The 16,469-nt window shown below is 71.3% G+C and carries 12 protein-coding genes; 5 read left to right on the top strand and 7 right to left on the bottom strand.

Annotated features, from left to right (window positions below; translation table 11 throughout):
• Positions 1–189: 189 nt before the first annotated feature.
• Positions 190–1,515 (bottom strand): OmpP1/FadL family transporter, encoded by a 1,326-nt coding sequence (locus tag MKK53_RS19530; RefSeq protein WP_409564375.1) that lies wholly within the window; start codon positions 1,513–1,515, stop codon positions 190–192.
• A 581-nt stretch (positions 1,516–2,096) separates the two neighbouring features.
• On the opposite strand from MKK53_RS19530, the gene MKK53_RS19525 reads away from it, so the two are divergent.
• From MKK53_RS19525 to MKK53_RS19510, 4 genes are all read left to right on the top strand, one after another.
• On the top strand, positions 2,097–2,510 hold the full coding sequence (locus MKK53_RS19525) for a MerR family transcriptional regulator (RefSeq protein WP_243930424.1): 414 nt from the start codon (positions 2,097–2,099) through the stop codon (positions 2,508–2,510).
• 208 nt (positions 2,511–2,718) lie between these two features.
• Positions 2,719–3,855 (top strand): thiolase family protein, encoded by a 1,137-nt coding sequence (locus MKK53_RS19520; protein ID WP_243930423.1) that lies wholly within the window; start codon positions 2,719–2,721, stop codon positions 3,853–3,855.
• Complete coding sequence (locus MKK53_RS19515; protein WP_243930422.1) at positions 3,855–6,176, top strand: 3-hydroxyacyl-CoA dehydrogenase/enoyl-CoA hydratase family protein; 2,322 nt, start codon at positions 3,855–3,857, stop codon at positions 6,174–6,176. Before MKK53_RS19520 ends, MKK53_RS19515 begins: the two co-directional genes overlap by 1 nt.
• A gap of 4 nt (positions 6,177–6,180) precedes the next feature.
• The gene (locus tag MKK53_RS19510) at positions 6,181–7,971 is read left to right on the top strand and encodes an acyl-CoA dehydrogenase C-terminal domain-containing protein (RefSeq protein ID WP_243930421.1); all 1,791 of its coding nucleotides are present in this window, start codon (positions 6,181–6,183) and stop codon (positions 7,969–7,971) included.
• A 117-nt stretch (positions 7,972–8,088) separates the two neighbouring features.
• Here MKK53_RS19510 and MKK53_RS19505 read toward each other — a convergent pair whose 3' ends face one another.
• Positions 8,089–9,219, bottom strand: coding sequence for an epoxide hydrolase family protein (locus MKK53_RS19505; RefSeq protein WP_243930420.1), 1,131 nt, complete (start codon positions 9,217–9,219; stop codon positions 8,089–8,091).
• 193 nt (positions 9,220–9,412) lie between these two features.
• On the opposite strand from MKK53_RS19505, the gene MKK53_RS19500 reads away from it, so the two are divergent.
• Positions 9,413–11,182 (top strand): methanol/ethanol family PQQ-dependent dehydrogenase, encoded by a 1,770-nt coding sequence (locus tag MKK53_RS19500; protein ID WP_409564374.1) that lies wholly within the window; start codon positions 9,413–9,415, stop codon positions 11,180–11,182.
• A 186-nt stretch (positions 11,183–11,368) separates the two neighbouring features.
• On the opposite strand, the gene MKK53_RS19495 is transcribed toward MKK53_RS19500, so the two are convergent.
• The 5 genes from MKK53_RS19495 to MKK53_RS19475 all read right to left on the bottom strand — a co-directional run bounded on the left by MKK53_RS19495 (position 11,369) and on the right by MKK53_RS19475 (position 16,318).
• Positions 11,369–12,256, bottom strand: a complete 888-nt coding sequence (locus tag MKK53_RS19495) for a sulfurtransferase (protein WP_243930419.1) — start codon at positions 12,254–12,256, stop codon at positions 11,369–11,371.
• 230 nt (positions 12,257–12,486) lie between these two features.
• Entirely contained in the window at positions 12,487–13,458 is a 972-nt protein-coding gene (locus MKK53_RS19490; RefSeq protein ID WP_243930418.1) for an ABC transporter ATP-binding protein, read from the bottom strand.
• Positions 13,459–13,466: 8 nt separating this feature from the next.
• Positions 13,467–14,306, bottom strand: a complete 840-nt coding sequence (gene ntrB / locus MKK53_RS19485) for a nitrate ABC transporter permease (protein WP_243930417.1) — start codon at positions 14,304–14,306, stop codon at positions 13,467–13,469.
• A gap of 4 nt (positions 14,307–14,310) precedes the next feature.
• Positions 14,311–15,660: a CmpA/NrtA family ABC transporter substrate-binding protein gene (locus MKK53_RS19480; RefSeq protein WP_243930416.1), complete on the bottom strand. Its 1,350-nt coding sequence runs from the start codon at positions 15,658–15,660 to the stop codon at positions 14,311–14,313.
• Positions 15,661–15,880: 220 nt separating this feature from the next.
• Positions 15,881–16,318, bottom strand: a complete 438-nt coding sequence (locus MKK53_RS19475) for a hypothetical protein (RefSeq protein ID WP_243930415.1) — start codon at positions 16,316–16,318, stop codon at positions 15,881–15,883.
• Between the last annotated feature and the right edge of the window lie 151 nt (positions 16,319–16,469).

Below are 16,469 nucleotides of genomic sequence, written 5' to 3'. Positions count from 1 at the left end.
CTGCGCCTGTCTCGTGACGCTAGGTCCGACCTGCGGGGTGCCGAGTCAAGACGCGGCGCCGGGTTCGTCCCGCCCGCGGGCCGCATCCCCGCCGCCGCGGACTTCCCGCGCGGCGGCCTCGCAGCCCGATCCGGCTGCGCTCCGCAGGATGTCCCGCATCCCGCCGCCCCCCGGACGCGGGTCCTCCCCTCAGTTCTTGCGCACGAGGGGCACCGGGGCCGGGGCCGGCGGGGCGCCGAAGGCGTAGCGGAAGCCCACCGAGACGATGTCGACGCTCGAATCGACGAGGCCGGCGAAGGCGATGTTGCCGACGTTGTAGTCGCGCCCGAGGCCGGCGAGGAGGCGCGAGCGGTCGAGGAAGAGGTGCGAGTAGGCGATGTTGAGCGTCAGCCTGTCGTTCCAGCGGTAGCTCGCGCCGACATTGGCGCTGTAGCGGTCGCCGTCGGGCAGGCGCACGGAGCGGTTGGTGAAGTCGATGGGCGAGGTCTCGTAGCCGAAGCCGGCCCGCAGGGTCAGGGCGGGGTTCACGTCGTACTCGCCGCCGATGGAGTAGAGGAACCCGTCCTTGTAGTTGAGCGGCAGGGCGTTGACCGGCACGCCGAGGGTCTTCGACACGATGCCGACCGTGCCGAGCCTCGACCAGTTGTCCCACTCGAAGCCCAGCGACACCCGCGCCACCGGGCTCACCGCCTGGGTCAGGCCGACGCTGAGCTTGTCGGGGGTGTTGAGGCTGGCGCGCACTTGGCCCGCCACGGGGGCCAGCGCCAGGATCGGCACGCCGATCGACCCGTCGATGTCGTGGTGGACCGAGGAGCGGTAGCCGATGCCGAAGGCGGTGCCCTCCCACGGCGTCACGGTGGCGCCCGCGGTGAAGCCCACGCCCCAGGACTCGCCCTTCAGGAACGAGCTCGGGTAGTTCTGCGGCAGCAGGCCGGGGATCGGGGTGGCCTGGCGCAGGGTCAGACGGAAATACTCGATGTTCGGGCCCGCGCCGACCGACAGCCACTCGTTGACCTTGAAGGCCACCACCGGGTTGATCGCCAGCGAGAAGATCCGCGACGACCGGCCATAGGCCTCGCCGGCCCAGACTTGGTTCGGCTTGGTGGCGAGGCCGAACGGCGCGTCGGTGGCGATGCCGAGCCAGAGGCGGTCGTTGACCTGATAGGAGTTGGCCCCCGCCGGCACCGCCGCGCCCTGGCCGATATCCCCCGAATCGCCGAGCCGCGCGAAGACCGGGTTGGTGCCGGGCGCCGTGGCGATGGTCGCGGACGGGGCGATATAGGTGAGGTTCTGCTCGGCGATGAAGCCCGGGCGCATGGTGATCACGGCCGGGTTCCAGAACATCGAGGATACGCCGCCCGAGCCCGCCGCGGCCCCCGCGAAGGCCTGCCCCTGCGCCTGCGTGCTCTGCTCCCGCAGCCCGAACGCTCCGGCGAAGGCGGCGGTCCCGCCCATGAGCGTCGCGACGAGCGCCGCCGCCCCGATGCGGACGCCAAGCAAGGTCTTCATTCTCATCTCTCCCCAAGAGATCGTGGACCGGCGCCCCTTATTCGAGGCTTTTTGTTGAATTCGAGTCTGATCGACGTAGACGTACTTTATTGAAGCCAGTCTTTCGCTGGGCATGAACGGCGAATCATTGCCGAATGCGGCTGGCTTTCCCTATAGGTCAAGACGCTGCCGAAAGCGGAATAAAAATGCAAGCCGGAATGGCGTCGCCCCGTGTCAACCACGGATGGCCGGTCCTGGCTGTGACATTTTCACGTCATCGGGCCGGGCCGGGGGCCGCGGCAGCGCCGGCACTATCCTGCGCGCCCCTCGCCGGACGGGCCGGACCTCCCTTGCGCAAAGCTGCCCCATTGGGATATATGTTGACGTATACGTTAGGTCAGTCCGGCCGAATCGAGGGCCCCGTGAGAGGGCTCCGCGGCCGAGGGAGGGGAAGACGGTGGCGGCTTTCGGCGCCCTGAACTGTGCCCGGTGGGGGCGGCGGACGGCCCGGCCGTCCTGCCCGGGGGAGGCCGTGGGCGGCCCGGCCCCGGCGTTGACGCTCCGCGCGCTCCGGGCCTACGGTGGCGTCAAGCAAGAGAAGGCCACCTGTGTCCGATCCTCTGTACACAGTGACCCAGCTCGCCAACGACCTCGGCGTGACGGCGAGAACAGTCCGCTTCTACGAGGACAAGGGGCTTCTGACCCCCCAGCGGGCCGGCAACAACCGGGTCTACACCCACAGGGACCGGGCGCGGCTGATCCTGATCCTGCGCGGCAAGCGCCTCGGCTTCACCCTGCGCGAGATCAAGGAATATCTCGACCTCTACGACGCCGACCCGACCCGGCAGGAGCAGATGCGCGCCCTGCTGAAGCGGGTGCAGACCCGGCTCGACAGCCTCGCCGACCAGGAGAAGGCCCTGGTGGAGACGATGGCCGAACTGCGCACCATCGCGCAGCAGACCGAGGCGGCCCTGGCCGCCCTGGAGACGGCCGAGGCGCCGAAGGCCCGCCGGGCGCGGTAGCCCCTCCCCATCGTGCGGCGAGAGGCCCGGCGACACCCCGCCGGGGCGATGGGACGCGTGGGCGCCGCCGGTGCGACGGCGTGGCGGCGCCCCGGGCGCGGCGCCCCCTTCCCTTCGGCGGCCGCCCCGCCCCCCGCCTGCGGGGAGAGGGTGAGACCGCCCCTCCCCCCATCGCCCCCATCCCCCACTCCCATTCTGAGAGGACAGCATGACCGACGTGGTCATCGCGGGCTATGCCCGCTCGCCCTTCACCCCCGCGAAGAAAGGGGCGCTGGCCCGGGTGCGGCCGGACGACCTCGCCGCGCAGGTGGTGCGCAGGCTCGTGGCGCAGGCGGGCATCCCCTCGAAGGACATCGAGGACCTGATCGTCGGCTGCGCCTTCCCCGAGGGGGAGCAGGGCTTCAACGTCGCCCGGCTGATCGGGATGCTGGCCGGGCTCGACCTCGGCGTCGGCGGCGTGACGGTGAACCGCTTCTGCGGCTCGTCCATGCAGTCGGTCCACATCGCCGCCGGGCAGATCATGCTCGGGGCCGGGGAGGCGTTCCTCTGCGCGGGCGTGGAGAGCATGAGCCGGGTGCCGATGATGGGCTTCAACCCGATGCCGAACCCGGCGCTGCACGAGACGCGCCCCGGCGCCTACATCGGCATGGGCGACACCGCCGAGAACGTCGCCCGCCGCTGGCGGATCACCCGCGCCGACCAGGAGGCCTTCGCCGTGGCGAGCCACCGCAAGGCGGCCAAGGCCCAGGCCGAGGGGCGGCTGGCCGCCGAGATCGTGCCGATCACGGCCAAGGGCGGCCCCGTCGAGGCCGACGGGTGCATCCGCGCCGATGCCAGCGCCGAGGGCCTCGCCGCCCTCAAGCCCGCCTTCCAGCAGGACGGCACCGTCACCGCCGGCACCTCCTCGCCCCTCACCGACGGCGCCTCCGCCGTGCTGGTGTGCAGCGACGCCTATGCCCGCCGCGCCGGGCTGACGCCGCTGGCGCGGATCGCGGCCGTGGGACTCTCGGGCTGCGAGCCGGAGATCATGGGCATCGGCCCCGTCGCCGCCTCGAAGAAGGCGATGGCCCGGGCCGGCATCACCGCCGACGCACTCGGCGTCGTGGAGCTAAACGAGGCCTTCGCCGCCCAGGCCATCGCCTGCATCCGCGACCTCGGCCTCGACGAGAAGACCGTGAACATCGACGGCGGCGCCATCGCGCTCGGCCACCCCCTCGGTGCCACCGGCGCCCGCATCGTCGGCAAGGCCGCCGCGCTGCTCGCCCGCGAGGGCGGACGCTACGCGCTCGCCACCCAGTGCATCGGCGGCGGCCAGGGCATCGCCACCCTTCTGGAGCGCGTGTGATGGCCGGGATCCGCAAAGTCGCCGTCATCGGCGCCGGGGTGATGGGCTCCGGCATCGCCGCCCACATCGCCAATGCCGGCGTGCCGGTGCTGCTCATGGACATCGTGCCGGAGGGCGCCGCCGACCGGAACGGCCTCGCCGCGGGCGCCGTCGCCCGGATGCTGAAGACCGAGCCGGCGGCGTTCATGGCCCCGCGCGCCGCCAAGCTGGTGGAGACGCTGAACGTCGAGGACCACCTCGACCGCCTCGGGGAGGTCGACTGGATCATCGAGGTGGTGATCGAGCGGCTCGAGGCGAAGCAGGCCCTCTACCGCCGGATCGACGCCGTGCGCCGGCCCGGCACGGCGGTCTCGTCCAACACCTCGACCATCCCCCTCGACGCCCTGATCGAGGGGATGCCGGAGGCGTTCGGCCGGGACTTCCTCATCACCCACTTCTTCAACCCGCCGCGCTACATGCGCCTGCTCGAAATCGTGACCGGGCCGCGGACCGATCCGGCGCTCGCCGCGACGGTGGCGGATTTCGCCGACCGCAGGCTCGGCAAGAGCATCGTGCGCTGCAAGGACCGGCCCGGCTTCATCGCCAACCGGCTCGGCATCTTCTGGATCCAGAACGCCATCGCGGCGGCCGACGACCTCGGCGTGCCGGTGGAGGAGGCGGACGCCGTCATGGGGCGCCCCTTCGGCATCCCGAAGACGGGGGTGTTCGGCCTCGTGGATCTGGTGGGCCTCGACCTGATCCCCCACACCACCCGGAGCCTGCGGGCGGCCCTGCCGGCGGAGGACGCGTTCCACGCCAGCTATCGCGAGATGCCGGTGATCACGGCGCTGATCGCGCAGGGGCATACCGGCCGGAAGGGCAAGGGCGGGTTCTACCGCCTGAACCGCCAGGGCGGGCAGAAGACCAAGGAGGCCGTCGACCTCAGGACCGGTGCCTACCGGCCCTCCGCCAAGGCGGACCTGCCCGCACTGAAGGAGGCCAAGGGGCCGAAGGCGGTGCTCGACCTGCCCGGCCGCGTCGGCGCCTACGCGTGGCGGGTGATGGGCCCGACGCTGGCCTACGCCGCCGGCCTCGTGGGCGAGGCGAGCGACGACATCGCCGCCATCGATGAGGCCATGCGCCTCGGCTACAACTGGAAATGGGGTCCGTTCGAGCTGATCGACAGGATCGGCGGCGCCTACGTGGCCGAGCGGCTGGCGAAGGACGGCTATACCGTCCCGCCGATTCTCGCCGGGCTCGATGGCAAGACGTTCTACCGCGTCGAGAACGGCCGCCGGCAGGTCCTCACCGCCGGGGGTGACTACAAGGATATCGTGCGCCCCGAGGGCGTGCTGCGGCTGGAGGACATCAAGCTCGCCGCCGCGCCGCTCCTGAAGAACGGTTCGGCCGCCCTGTGGGATATCGGCGACGGCGTGGCGTGCTTCGAGTTCACCGCGCAGGCGAACGCCCTGGACGAACAGGTGATGGCCCTGCTCGGCCAGTCCATCGCCCTGGTGACGGAGCGGTACAAGGCCCTCGTGGTCTACAACGAGGGCACGAACTTCTCCGTCGGCGCAAATCTCGGCCTCGCCCTGTTCGCCGCCAACATCGCCGCCTGGGGCGAGATCGAGACGCTCGTCGCGCTCGGCCAGCAGACCTACCAGCGCTTGAAGTCCGCGCCGTTCCCGGTGGTCGGCGCCCCGGCGGGCATGGCGCTCGGCGGCGGCTGCGAGATCCTGCTCCACAGCGATGCGGTGCAGGCCCATGCGGAGACGTATATCGGCCTCGTGGAAGCCGGCGTCGGCCTCGTGCCGGCCTGGGGCGGCTGCAAGGAGATGCTGGCCCGCTGGCAGTCCAATCCCGCCATGCCGAAGGGGCCGATGCCCGCCCCCGCCAAGGTGTTCGAGACGGTCTCGACCGCCACCGTCGCGAAGTCGGCCGAGGAGGCGAAAGACCTCCTGTTCCTGCGCCCCACCGACGGCATCACCATGAACCGCGACCGGCTGCTGGCCGACGCCAAGGCCAAGGCCCTGTCCCTCGTCGAGGGCTATGAGCCGCGCAAGCCCGTGAGCCTGACGCTGCCCGGCCCCTCGGGCGCCCTCGCCCTGCGGATGGCGGCGGAAGGGTTCGCCCGGCGGGGCATCGCCACGGCGCACGACCTCGTGGTGGCGGGGGCGCTCGCCACCGTCCTGACCGGGGGCGAGGCGGACCCCCTCGACACCCTGGACGAGGACGCGATCCTCGCCCTCGAACGCGCCAGCTTCATGCGCCTCGTGTGGACGGAGGCGACCCTCGCGCGGTTCGAGAGCGTCATCGAAACCGGCCGCCCGGTGAGGAACTGACGCGATGCAGACCTACAAGGCTCCCCTGCGCGACATACGCTTCGTGCTGCACGAACTGCACGCCGACCCGGACGGCCCGGTCCTGCCGGGCCTGGAGGACTTCACCCCCGACGTCACCGACGCGATCCTGGAGGAGGCGGGCAGGTTCTGCACGGAACGGCTCCTGCCCCTGAACGCCTCCGGCGACGAGGAGGGCTGCCGGCTGGAGAACGGCGTCGTGCGCACGCCGAAGGGCTTCCCGGAGGCCTACAAGGCGTTCCGCGAGGGCGGCTGGACCGCCATGGGGGCCGATCCGGCCTTCGGCGGCCAGGGCCTGCCGGCGACGGTCAACAAGCTGGTCGAGGAGATCATCTGCGCGACCAACCTGTCCTTCGGGCTCTATCCCGGCCTCAGCCACGGCGCCTATCAGGCGATCCAGGGCCACGCCTCGGAGGAGCTGAAGGCGGCCTACCTGCCCAAGCTCGTGGACGGGACGTGGTCGGGCACGATGTGCCTGACGGAGGCCCATTGCGGCACCGATCTCGGCCTCCTGCGGACCAAGGCCGTGCCGCAGGGCGACGGCTCGTCCAGGGTGACGGGCTCGAAGATCTTCATCTCGGCCGGCGACCACGACCTCACCGAGAACATCGTCCACCTCGTCCTCGCCCGGATGCCGGACGCGCCCGAGGGCGTGAAGGGGATCAGCCTGTTCCTCGTGCCGAAGTTCCTGCCGCGGGCGGACGGCACGCCGGGGGCGCGCAACGGCGTCACCTGCTCGGCCCTCGAACACAAGATGGGCATCAAGGCCTCGGCCACCTGCCAGATGTCCTTCGACGACGCCACGGGCTGGCTCGTGGGTGAGCCGCACAAGGGCATGCGCGCGATGTTCACGATGATGAACAGCGAGCGCCTGTCGGTGGGCATCCAAGGGCTCGGGGCCGGCGAGGCCGCCTACCAGGGCGCCGTCGCCTACGCCAAGGAGCGGCTCCAGGGCCGGTCCCTCGCGGGGACGAGGCGGCCCGACCTGCCCGCCGACCCGATCCTCGTCCACCCCGACGTGCGGCGGATGCTGATGACGATCCGCGCCTACAACGAGGGCGCGAGGGCGCTGGGCGGCTGGGTCGCCCGCAGCCTCGACGTGATGGAGCGCCACCCCGATCCGGCCGAGCGGCGCCGGGCCGAGGACTTCTCCGCCCTGATGACCCCCATCGTGAAGGCCCTGTTCACCGATCTCGGCTTCGAGGCGGCGAGCCTCGGGATGCAGGTCTATGGCGGGCACGGCTTCATCCGCGGCCACGGCATGGAGCAGTACGTCCGCGATGCCCGGATCTCGATGATCTACGAGGGCACCAACGGCGTGCAGGCCCTCGACCTCGTCGGCCGCAAGCTGCCGGCCCATGCGGGGCGGTTCCTGCGGAGCTTCTTCCACCCGGTCCTCGCCGGCCTGGACGAGGCGCGGGCGGACGAGGCCCTGGCGCCCCTGGCCCAGCCCCTCGGCAAGGCGTTCGGCGCCCTCCAGCTCGCCACGGCGCACATCGCCCAGCGGGGGATGAAGGACCCGGAGGAGGCGGGCGCCGCCGCCACCGAGTACCTGCGCCTGTTCGGGCTGGTGGCGCTGGGCTTCATGTGGCTGCGCGCGGCCAAGGTCGCCCACACGGCGCTCAAGGCCGGCACCGACGAGCGCGCCTTCTACGAGGCCAAGCTCACCACGGCCCGCTTCTACATGGAGCGGATCCTGCCCCAGGTGGCGGGCCTGCTGGCGGCGGTGAAATCGGGCAAGGGCGCGATGATGGCGCTGGACGAGGCGATGTTCTGAGGAACGCCACCGGTCCCCATCGGTGGGGAGCCTCATGCCTCATGGGCGGCGGGCCCTCGCGGGATGCGGCGTGTCCCTGGATTGCCTCGCTTCGCTCGCAAAGACGGTGGAGCGCCCTTACTCCCGTGCCCACTCGCGCAGGTCCGCGACGAACAGGTCGGGGACCTCCATGGCCGCGAAATGGCCGCCGCGGGGCATGTCCCGCCAGCGCGACACGGCGTAGCCGCGCTCCACCCACTCGCGGGGCGGCGGGGCGGTGCGCGGGTCGGGATAGGCCGCGAAGGCGGTGGGGACGGTGACGCGGGCGCCCTCCGGCATCCGGCGAACCCCTTCCGCCTGGGCGCCGGCATAGTACCAAGTCGCCGTCTCGAAGGCCCCGGTGAGGATGTAGAACAGGGCGTTGGTGAGCAGCCGGTCCTTCGGGAAGACCTCGGCGAACGGGCGCTCCCGCAGGTCCGCCCAATCGTGGAAGCGCTCCACCAGCCACGCCAGCTGCGCCGCCGGCTCGTCGGCCATGGCATAGGCCAGGGACAGGGGCTTCGTGCCCTGGAGGTCCGCATAGGCGCCGAGGCGGCGCTGGGCCGCCAGGGCCTCGCGCCGCCATACCGTCTCCGGCCCGCTCTCGGGCTCGGCGTCGGGCTGGACGAGCAGGTAGTTGAGGTGGATCGCCTCCAGCGAATCCGCGTGGTCGAGGGCGAGCCACGCGGTGACGCCGGCCCCCCAATCACCCCCCTGCGCCCGGTAGCGGGGATAGCCCAGCTCCTCGCGCATCAGCCGGTCGAACAGCCGCGCGGTGGTGCGCGGCCCGATCGGCGCCTTGGGCTTGCCCGAGAAGCCGAAGCCCGGCAGCGCCGGGACCACGATGTCGAAGGCATCCTCCGCGCGTCCCCCGTGCCGCGAGGGGAAGGCCAGGGGTTCGATCACTTCCCAGAACTCGTAGACCGAGCCCGGCCAGCCATGGGTGAGCAGCAGCGGCCGCCGGCCCCCGGCCTCGCCCACCACATGCACCACGTGGATCTCCGTGTCCTCGATCCGGGCCATGCCCTGCGGGAAGCGGTTCAGCTCGGCGGCGGCCTTGTCGTGGTCGAACCCATCGCACCAATAGGCGCAGAGGTCCGCCAGGACATCCGGATCGCAGCCGTAGCGCCACCCGGCCCCCTCGGGCAGCCGCGGCATCCGGTAGGCCCGGAGCTTCTCCCGCAGCCACGCGAGCCTGTCCGCATCCCAGGTGATGGTGAATGGGCGCATGTCGTTTCCCTGTCCGGTCCGGGGGGAAACGCGGCCCGCGCCCGAGGGCTGCACGGCGATGACGACCACCACCCTGCCCCTCCCCCCTGTGCGGGGGAGGGTGGCCCCCGGAGGGGATCGGGAAAGGGCAGCGCGTCACGGTTTCGCCGGAGCGGGATCGCATGAAGGTCGCCCCTCCCGCGTGAGTCCTGCCGTGCCGAACCCCCTCCCCCGCCTGCTCACGATCCTCGCCCTCGCGGGCCTCGCGACGGCGGCGCGGGCCGAGACGGCGCTCCAGACCGTGGACGCGGCCAACACCCGCTATTCACCCCTCGCCCAGATCGATGCGGGCAATGTCGGGCGCCTGAAGGTCGCCTGGACCTTCTCCACCGGCGTTCTGCGCGGCCACGAGGGGGCGCCGCTGGTGGTCGGCACGGTGATGTACGTCCACACCCCGTTCCCGAACACGGTCTACGCCCTCGACCTCGCCCACGAGGGCAGGATCCTCTGGCGCTACAGCCCCCGGCAGGATCCGGGCGTCATCGCGGTGATGTGCTGCGACACGGTCCACCGGGGCCTCGCCTACGCGGACGGGCGGCTGTTCCTGCAGCAGGCGGACACGACCCTGGTGGCCCTCGATCCGGCGGACGGCCACGTGCTCTGGTCGGTGAAGAACGGCGATCCCGGCCGGGGCGAGACCAACACGGCCACCGTCCTGCCGGTGAACGGCAAGGTGATCGTCGGCCTGTCGGGGGGCGAGTACGGCGCCCGCTGCCCCGTCACCGCCTACGATCAGGCCACGGGGCGGCAGCTCTGGCGGGCCTACGCCGTGGGCCCCGACGGCGACATCCTGTTCGACCCGGAGACGACCACCGCCCTCGGCAAGCCGGTCGGCAAGGATTCGTCCCTGAAGACCTGGGAGGGCGACCAGTGGCGGATGGGCGGGGGCTGCGCCTGGGGCTGGTTCTCGTACGATCCGGCCCTGAACCTCGTCTACTACGGCACCAGCAACCCCTCGACCTGGAACCCGGCCCAGCGCCCCGGCGATAACGCCTGGGCCGAGGCGATCATCGCCCGCGACGCCGACACGGGGGTCGCCCGCTGGGTCTACCAGATGACCCCCCACGACCAGTGGGACTTCGACGGCGTCAACGAGATGATCCTCACCGAGCAGGAGATCGGCGGCACGCGCCGCCCGGTGCTCACCCATTTCGACCGCAACGGCTTCGGCTACACCCTCGACCGGGCCACCGGCGCCCTGCTGGTGGCGGAGAAGTTCGACGGCCGCGTCAACTGGGCCACCCGCATCGAGCAGGACGCCTCGCGCCCCGGCTACGGGCGGCCGGTGCTCGACAGGCGCTTCGCCCCCGAGGAGGCCGACGAGGAGGAGGTGACGAAGGGCATCTGCCCCGGGGCGCTCGGCGCCAAGAACCAGCAGCCCGCCGCCTACTCGCCGCAGACCGGGCTGTTCTACGTGCCGACCAACCACATGTGCATGGATTACGAGCCGTTCCGCGTCACCTACACCCCCGGCCAGCCCTATGTCGGCGCGACGCTGACCCTGCACCCGCCGGAGGGCGACGGCCATACCGGCGCGTTCATCGCCTGGGACGGGGCGCGCGGGCGGATCGCGTGGGCGAACCCGGAACCGTTCTCGGTCTGGTCCGGCGCCCTGGCGACGGCGGGCGGGGTCGTCTTCTACGGCACCCTCGAGGGCTACCTGAAGGCGGTGGACGCCCGCGACGGCCGCGAACTCTACCGGTTCAAGACGCCCTCGGGCATCGTCGGCAACGTGACGAGCTACAGCCTGGACGGGCGCCAGTACGTCGCCGTCCTCTCCGGCGTCGGCGGCTGGGCCGGCATCGGCCTGGCGGCGGGCCTCACCGACCCGGCCGACGGATCGGGCGCGGTCGGGGGCTACGCGGCCCTGTCGCAGTACACCGCCACGGGGGGACAGCTGACGGTGTTCACCCTCGGGGAGTGAGGCCGGCGGGCGCCGCCGCTCCCCCCGCCCCGCGAGCGGGGAGAGGGGGACCCGCGCCTTCCCCGGCGCGGTCCCGCCCGCACGGGAACGGAAGCACCGTTCCGGCCAGGCTCTCAGGATGGGACGGTGGGAAGGGCCGAAACCGGCTTTCCGGCCGGCCTTCGAGGCGGGACCGGCGCCGGCCCCCTACTCCGCCGCCATCGCCATCGGCGCCGGCTTGGCACCCGGGAACCCCTCCTCGATCGGCAGGGCCGGGTCCCGCGACCACTCGTTCCACGAGCCGAAGTACAGCCGCACGTCCTTGATGCCCGCCTCCTTCAGCGCCACCAACGTGTTCGAGGCCCGGGCGCCCTTGAAGCAGTACAGGACCACCGGCGTGTCGGCGTCGATGCCGACCGTGGCGCATTCGGCCAGGATCTCCTCCTTCGCCTTCAGCATCTTGCCGGAGGGCGTCGGCTTCATCATCCGGTACCACTCGATCCAGCGGGCGCCGGGGATGCGGCCCTTCCGGGGGCAGAAATCCTTGCCGTAGGGCGAGGAGGAGGTGCCGACCCACTCGTCCACGTCACGGGTGTCGAGCTTCACCACCGCCTCGTCCGCCACCGCCGCCTTCATGGCGTCGAGGTCCACGAACAGGGAGGCCGCGGCGGGGTCCATCGGGAAGGTCCTGGGGGTCGGCACGGTGGCCTCGTCCGTCACGGGCTTGCCCTCGGCGCTCCAGGCCGAGAACCCGCCATGCAGGATCTTCACCTTCGGGTAGCCGAGATAGGTCAGCAGGGTCCAGCCGCGGCAGGATTGGCCGAAGCCCGTATCCATCGACCCCTCGTAGATCACCGCCGTCTCCCCGCCCCCGAGGCCGGCGGCGCCGAAGGTCTCGGCGAACTTGTCCTTCATCGCCACCACGCCCTCGGGGGTCGAGCTGGCGAGGTAGGTGAAGATGTCGTGGATGTTGACCGCCCCCGCGATGTGCCCGGCCGCGTAGGCCGCGGGCGCCCGCGTGTCGATCGGCACGACGCCCCCCGCCGCCAGCATCGCCTCGAACTCGGATGGAGAGATCAGCACGCTCTCGGTCATCGCATACCTCCCGGATGATCGCGCAAGGCAAAGATCCGCCTGTTCATGCCAAGGGGCGGCACGAATGCCGGTCACCGCATGATGATCCCGTGGCGATCGAAGGAGAGACTGCGATGAGAGCGGGCCGCCATCAAGATTGCGCACGCCCGAATAGTTCGCAGCCGGCGGCGAAAGATGCGGCAGGGTGCAACGGCTTCCCCCTCCCCCCGCAGAGGGGGGAGGGGAAACCCCTACGCCCGGAGGATGTCCGGCCCGGCGCCGGCGATGGCGGCGGCGTCGGCCTCGCTGAGGGCCGGGCGGATCACCGGCGGGCGGCGCGGGTCGTAGCCGGCGGGCATGCCCTCGTCGCGGAGGGTCTTCGAGCGGGTGACGAGGAAGTCCATCAGGTGGTTGCGCAGGGCGTAGTAGCCCGGCGCGTGGTGCAGCTGCGTCCGGTCCCGGGCCTTGGGCAGGGGGTTCTCGACGATCTCTGCGACCTTCGCCTCCGGCCCGTTGGTCATCAGCACGATCCGGTCGGCGAGGTAGATCGCCTCGTCCACGTCGTGGGTGATCATGAACACCGTCTGCCCGGTCTCGATGCAGATCCGGCGGACCTCGTCCTGCAGGGTGCCGCGGGTCAGGGCGTCGAGCGCCGAGAACGGCTCGTCCATGAGCAGGATCTTGGGGTCGATGGAGAGGGCGCGGGCGATGCCGACCCGCTGTTTCATGCCGCCGGACAGCTCGGCCGGGCGCTTGTGCTCGGAGCCGGCGAGCCCCACCGTGGCGATGGCCTTGCGCGCCCGCGCCTCGACCTCGGCCCGCTTGGCCCGCGGCCAGCGGGAGGAGACCGCGTAGGCGACGTTGCCGAGGACGCTGCGCCAGGGCAACAGGGCGTGGCCCTGGAAGATCACCGCCCGGTCGAGGCTCGGCCCCCCGATGGCCTGTCCGTCCACGATCACCGTGCCCTCGCTCGGCGCGTCCAGCCCGGCGAGGATGTTGAGCACCGTGGTCTTGCCGCAGCCGGAATGGCCGACCATGCACACGAACTCGCCCCGGCGCACCGGCAGCCACAGGTTCTCGAAGATCGTGGTGGCCCGCCCGCCGGGGGCCGGGTAGCGCCGGGCGATCCCCTCGATGGAGATGAACCTCTCCGCCGAGGGGGCGCGGCCCGCCCCGGCCGGGGCGGGCCTGGGGCGCCGGGCGAAGGGGAGGAGCGTGCTCATGGCCGGCCTCACTCGGGGAAGGTCACGAGGCGCTGGGCGCGGGCCAGCCCCTGATCGAGCACCATGCCGACGAGGCCGATCACCAGGATCGAGGTGATCACGTTGGTGATCGAGAGGTTGTTCCACTCGTTCCAGACGAAGTACCCGATGCCGGTGCCGCCCACGAGCATCTCGGCGGCGACGATGACGAGCCACGCGATGCCGATGGAGATGCGCATCCCCGTGAGGATGGTCGGCGCCGCCGCGGGCAGGATCACCGTGAAGGCCCGGCGCACCGGGCCGACCTCCAGGGTGCGGGCGACGTTGAGCCATTCCCGCCGGGTGCCCGAGACGCCGAACACCGTGTTGATCAGCATCGGCCAGAGGGAGCAGATGAAGATCACGAAGATCGCCGACAGGCTCGAATCCTTGATCGTGTAGAGGGCGAGGGGCATCCAGGCCAGGGGCGAGACCGGCTTCAGGATCTGGATGAACGGGTCGAGGGCCCGGCTCATCAGCGGCGACATGCCGATGAGGAAGCCCACCGGGATCGCCACCAGCACGGCGAGCCCGTAGCCCAGCGCCACCCGGCTGACGGAATAGGCGAGCTGGATGCCGAGCCCCTTGTCGTTGGGGCCGTGGTCGTAGAACGGGTCCTTCAGGTGCTTCCACAGGGTGGCGGCGACATCCATCGGCCCCGGCATGGCCGACTTGCCGGTGGTGGCGGTCTGGCCCATCAGCGCCGCGTATTCGGGGTCCATCGCCTCCGTCCTGGCGATGCCGCCGACGGCCACCTGCCAGACGAGCAGCAGCGCCGCCAGCAGCGCCAGGGAGAGGAGGCCCGCCCGCAGGCCCATCGCGATCCGCATGGCCTCAGCTCGCCCGCTTGATGGCGAAGGAGTCGAGGTACTCCTTCGGCTTGGCGGGGTCGAAGGTCTTGCCCATCACCACGAAGGTCTTCGTCGTGGCCTCCGGCGGGGCCAGCCCGTCCTGCCTCATCAGCGTGGCGGCATCGGTGGCGCGGTAGACCTGCCGGGCGACGGCCGCGTAGTCCACGTCGCCCTTGATCTGGCCCCAGCGCTTCATCTGCGTCAGGGTCCAGATGGCGAAGCTCTCGTAGGGGAACGGGTCGAAGGCCACCCGCTTGGGGTCCTTCTTCACGTTGCCGAGCCCGTCCGCATAGGTGCCGGTGAGCACCTGCTCCACCACGGTGAGGGGCTGGTTGAGGTAGTTCGCCGGGGCGATGGCGGCGGCGATCTCCTTCCGGTTCTCGGGTTTGGAGGCGTAGGCGGTCGCCTGCAGGATCGCCCGCAGGAGGGCGGCGGTGGCGTTCGGCATCGCGCGGATCGTGTCCTGCGCCACCGAGAAGGCGCAGCAGGGATGCCCGTCCCAGATCTCCTTCGACAGGATGTGGATGAACCCGACCCCGTCGTAGACCGCCCGCTGGACGAGGTTGTCCGGGGCCAGGAACCCATCGATGTTGTCGGCGCGCATGTTGGCGACCATCTCGGCCGGCGGGACGAGCCGCAACTGCACATCCGTGTCGGGGTCGATCCCGTGCTCGGCCAGGTAGTAGCGCAGCAGGTAGTTGTGGTTCGAGTAGTCGAACGGGATCGCGAACTTGAAGCCCTTCCAGTTCTTCGGGTCGCGGTTGTCCTTGTGCTTGGTGGCGAGGCAGATCGCCTGACCGTTGACGTTCTCGATGACCGGGACGGTGAAGGGCACCGGGTTCGAGCCGAGCCCGAGGGTGAGGGCGAGCGGCATCGGCGCCAGCATGTGCGCGGCGTCGTATTCCTTGTTCAGGGTCTTGTCCCGGACCACCGCCCAGCCGGCGGTCTTCACCACATCGACGTTGAGGCCCTGCTTCTCGTAGAAGCCCATGGGCTTGGCCATGATGATCGGCGTGGCGCAGGTGATCGGGATGAAGCCGACCTTCAGGTCGGTCTTCTCGGGCGCCCCGGCCTCCGCGAAGGCTTCGGCGACGAAGCCCGTCGGCAGGAACTGGGCGACGACGGCGGCGGCGGTCGCCGCGCCGACGCTGCGCAGGAAGGCCCGCCGCCCCGCGGCATTGGGGAACAGCGCCCGCATCATGCCCTCCTCGACGGCGCGGGTGATCGCCGCATCGCCCGAGGGCAGGGCCGCCTCGTGTGCGGCGTGGCTCTCATGCCCCCCGCAGGAGCAACCGCGGCGGCGGGCGGCGAAGGGGTTCTCGAACGGGGCCATGGCGGTCTCGGAGGGTTCGAACGGTCAAGTCTCGGCAAACGGCGTGCCACGTTGCGCGGGCGGCCGCGGCCAGCGCAAGCGTGCGGGCGAATGACCGGTGAACATCGCTGAAATTCCGTGTTTCATGGAAGTTTCACCCCGAGGGCGGGCGATCCCAAGAAGAACGTCGCGCCCCGTCCCGTCCTTCCCGCCCGCGAACGCCGCCCCTCGTCCTTCGTCCTCATGCGGAGAGCGAGGGAATCCAGGGCGGCGGGACGGCCCGGAACGTGGCGCGGCTGGATTGCTTCGCTCCGCTCGCAATGACGGCAGTGATTGCTCGCCATGATGGCGGTGGCCGTCCACCGTGGCGGCTCGCCATGATGGCGGGACCGTCCACCGCGACGGCGGCGGTGGCCCACTCCGTCATCGCGAGCGCAGCGAAGCGACCCAGGGCAGCGGGACGGTCCACGACGTGGCGCCGCTGGTTTGCTTCGCTCCGCTCGCAATGACGGCAGTGGCGGCTCGCCATGATGGCGGGACCGTCCACCGCGACGGCGGCGGTGGCTCGCTCCGTCATCGCGAGCGCAGCGAAGCGACCCAGGGCAGCGGGACGGTCCACGACGTGGCGCCGCTGGATTGCTTCGCTCCGCTCGCAATGACGGCAGTGGCGGCTCGCCATGATGGCGGGACCGTCCACCGCGACGGCGGCGGCAACCGTCCGCTGGGGCGGCGGCGGCCCTCTCCGTCATCGCGAGCGAAGCGAAGCGACCCAGGGCGGCGGAACGGTCCACGACGTGGCGCCGCTGGATTACCTCACTCCGCTCGCATTG

Origin of the sequence: Methylobacterium sp. J-076 (genome assembly GCF_022829405.1) — a bacterium.
Taxonomy (GTDB): Bacteria; Pseudomonadota; Alphaproteobacteria; order Rhizobiales; family Beijerinckiaceae; genus Methylobacterium.
This window is presented reverse-complemented; position numbering and strand designations above follow the sequence as displayed.

What these genes read in the sequence shown, in the direction of transcription:
- MKK53_RS19530 (WP_409564375.1), bottom strand. Translation starts at nt 1,515, where the DNA reads ATGAGAATGAAGACCTTGCTTGGCGTCCGCATCGGGGCGGCGGCGCTC.
- MKK53_RS19520 (WP_243930423.1), top strand. Translation starts at nt 2,719, where the DNA reads ATGACCGACGTGGTCATCGCGGGCTATGCCCGCTCGCCCTTCACCCCC.
- MKK53_RS19515 (WP_243930422.1), top strand. Translation starts at nt 3,855, where the DNA reads ATGGCCGGGATCCGCAAAGTCGCCGTCATCGGCGCCGGGGTGATGGGC.
- MKK53_RS19510 (WP_243930421.1), top strand. Translation starts at nt 6,181, where the DNA reads ATGCAGACCTACAAGGCTCCCCTGCGCGACATACGCTTCGTGCTGCAC.
- MKK53_RS19505 (WP_243930420.1), bottom strand. Translation starts at nt 9,219, where the DNA reads ATGCGCCCATTCACCATCACCTGGGATGCGGACAGGCTCGCGTGGCTG.
- MKK53_RS19495 (WP_243930419.1), bottom strand. Translation starts at nt 12,256, where the DNA reads ATGACCGAGAGCGTGCTGATCTCTCCATCCGAGTTCGAGGCGATGCTG.
- MKK53_RS19490 (WP_243930418.1), bottom strand. Translation starts at nt 13,458, where the DNA reads ATGAGCACGCTCCTCCCCTTCGCCCGGCGCCCCAGGCCCGCCCCGGCC.
- ntrB (WP_243930417.1), bottom strand. Translation starts at nt 14,306, where the DNA reads ATGCGGATCGCGATGGGCCTGCGGGCGGGCCTCCTCTCCCTGGCGCTG.
- MKK53_RS19480 (WP_243930416.1), bottom strand. Translation starts at nt 15,660, where the DNA reads ATGGCCCCGTTCGAGAACCCCTTCGCCGCCCGCCGCCGCGGTTGCTCC.
- MKK53_RS19475 (WP_243930415.1), bottom strand. Translation starts at nt 16,318, where the DNA reads ATGGCGAGCCGCCACTGCCGTCATTGCGAGCGGAGCGAAGCAATCCAG.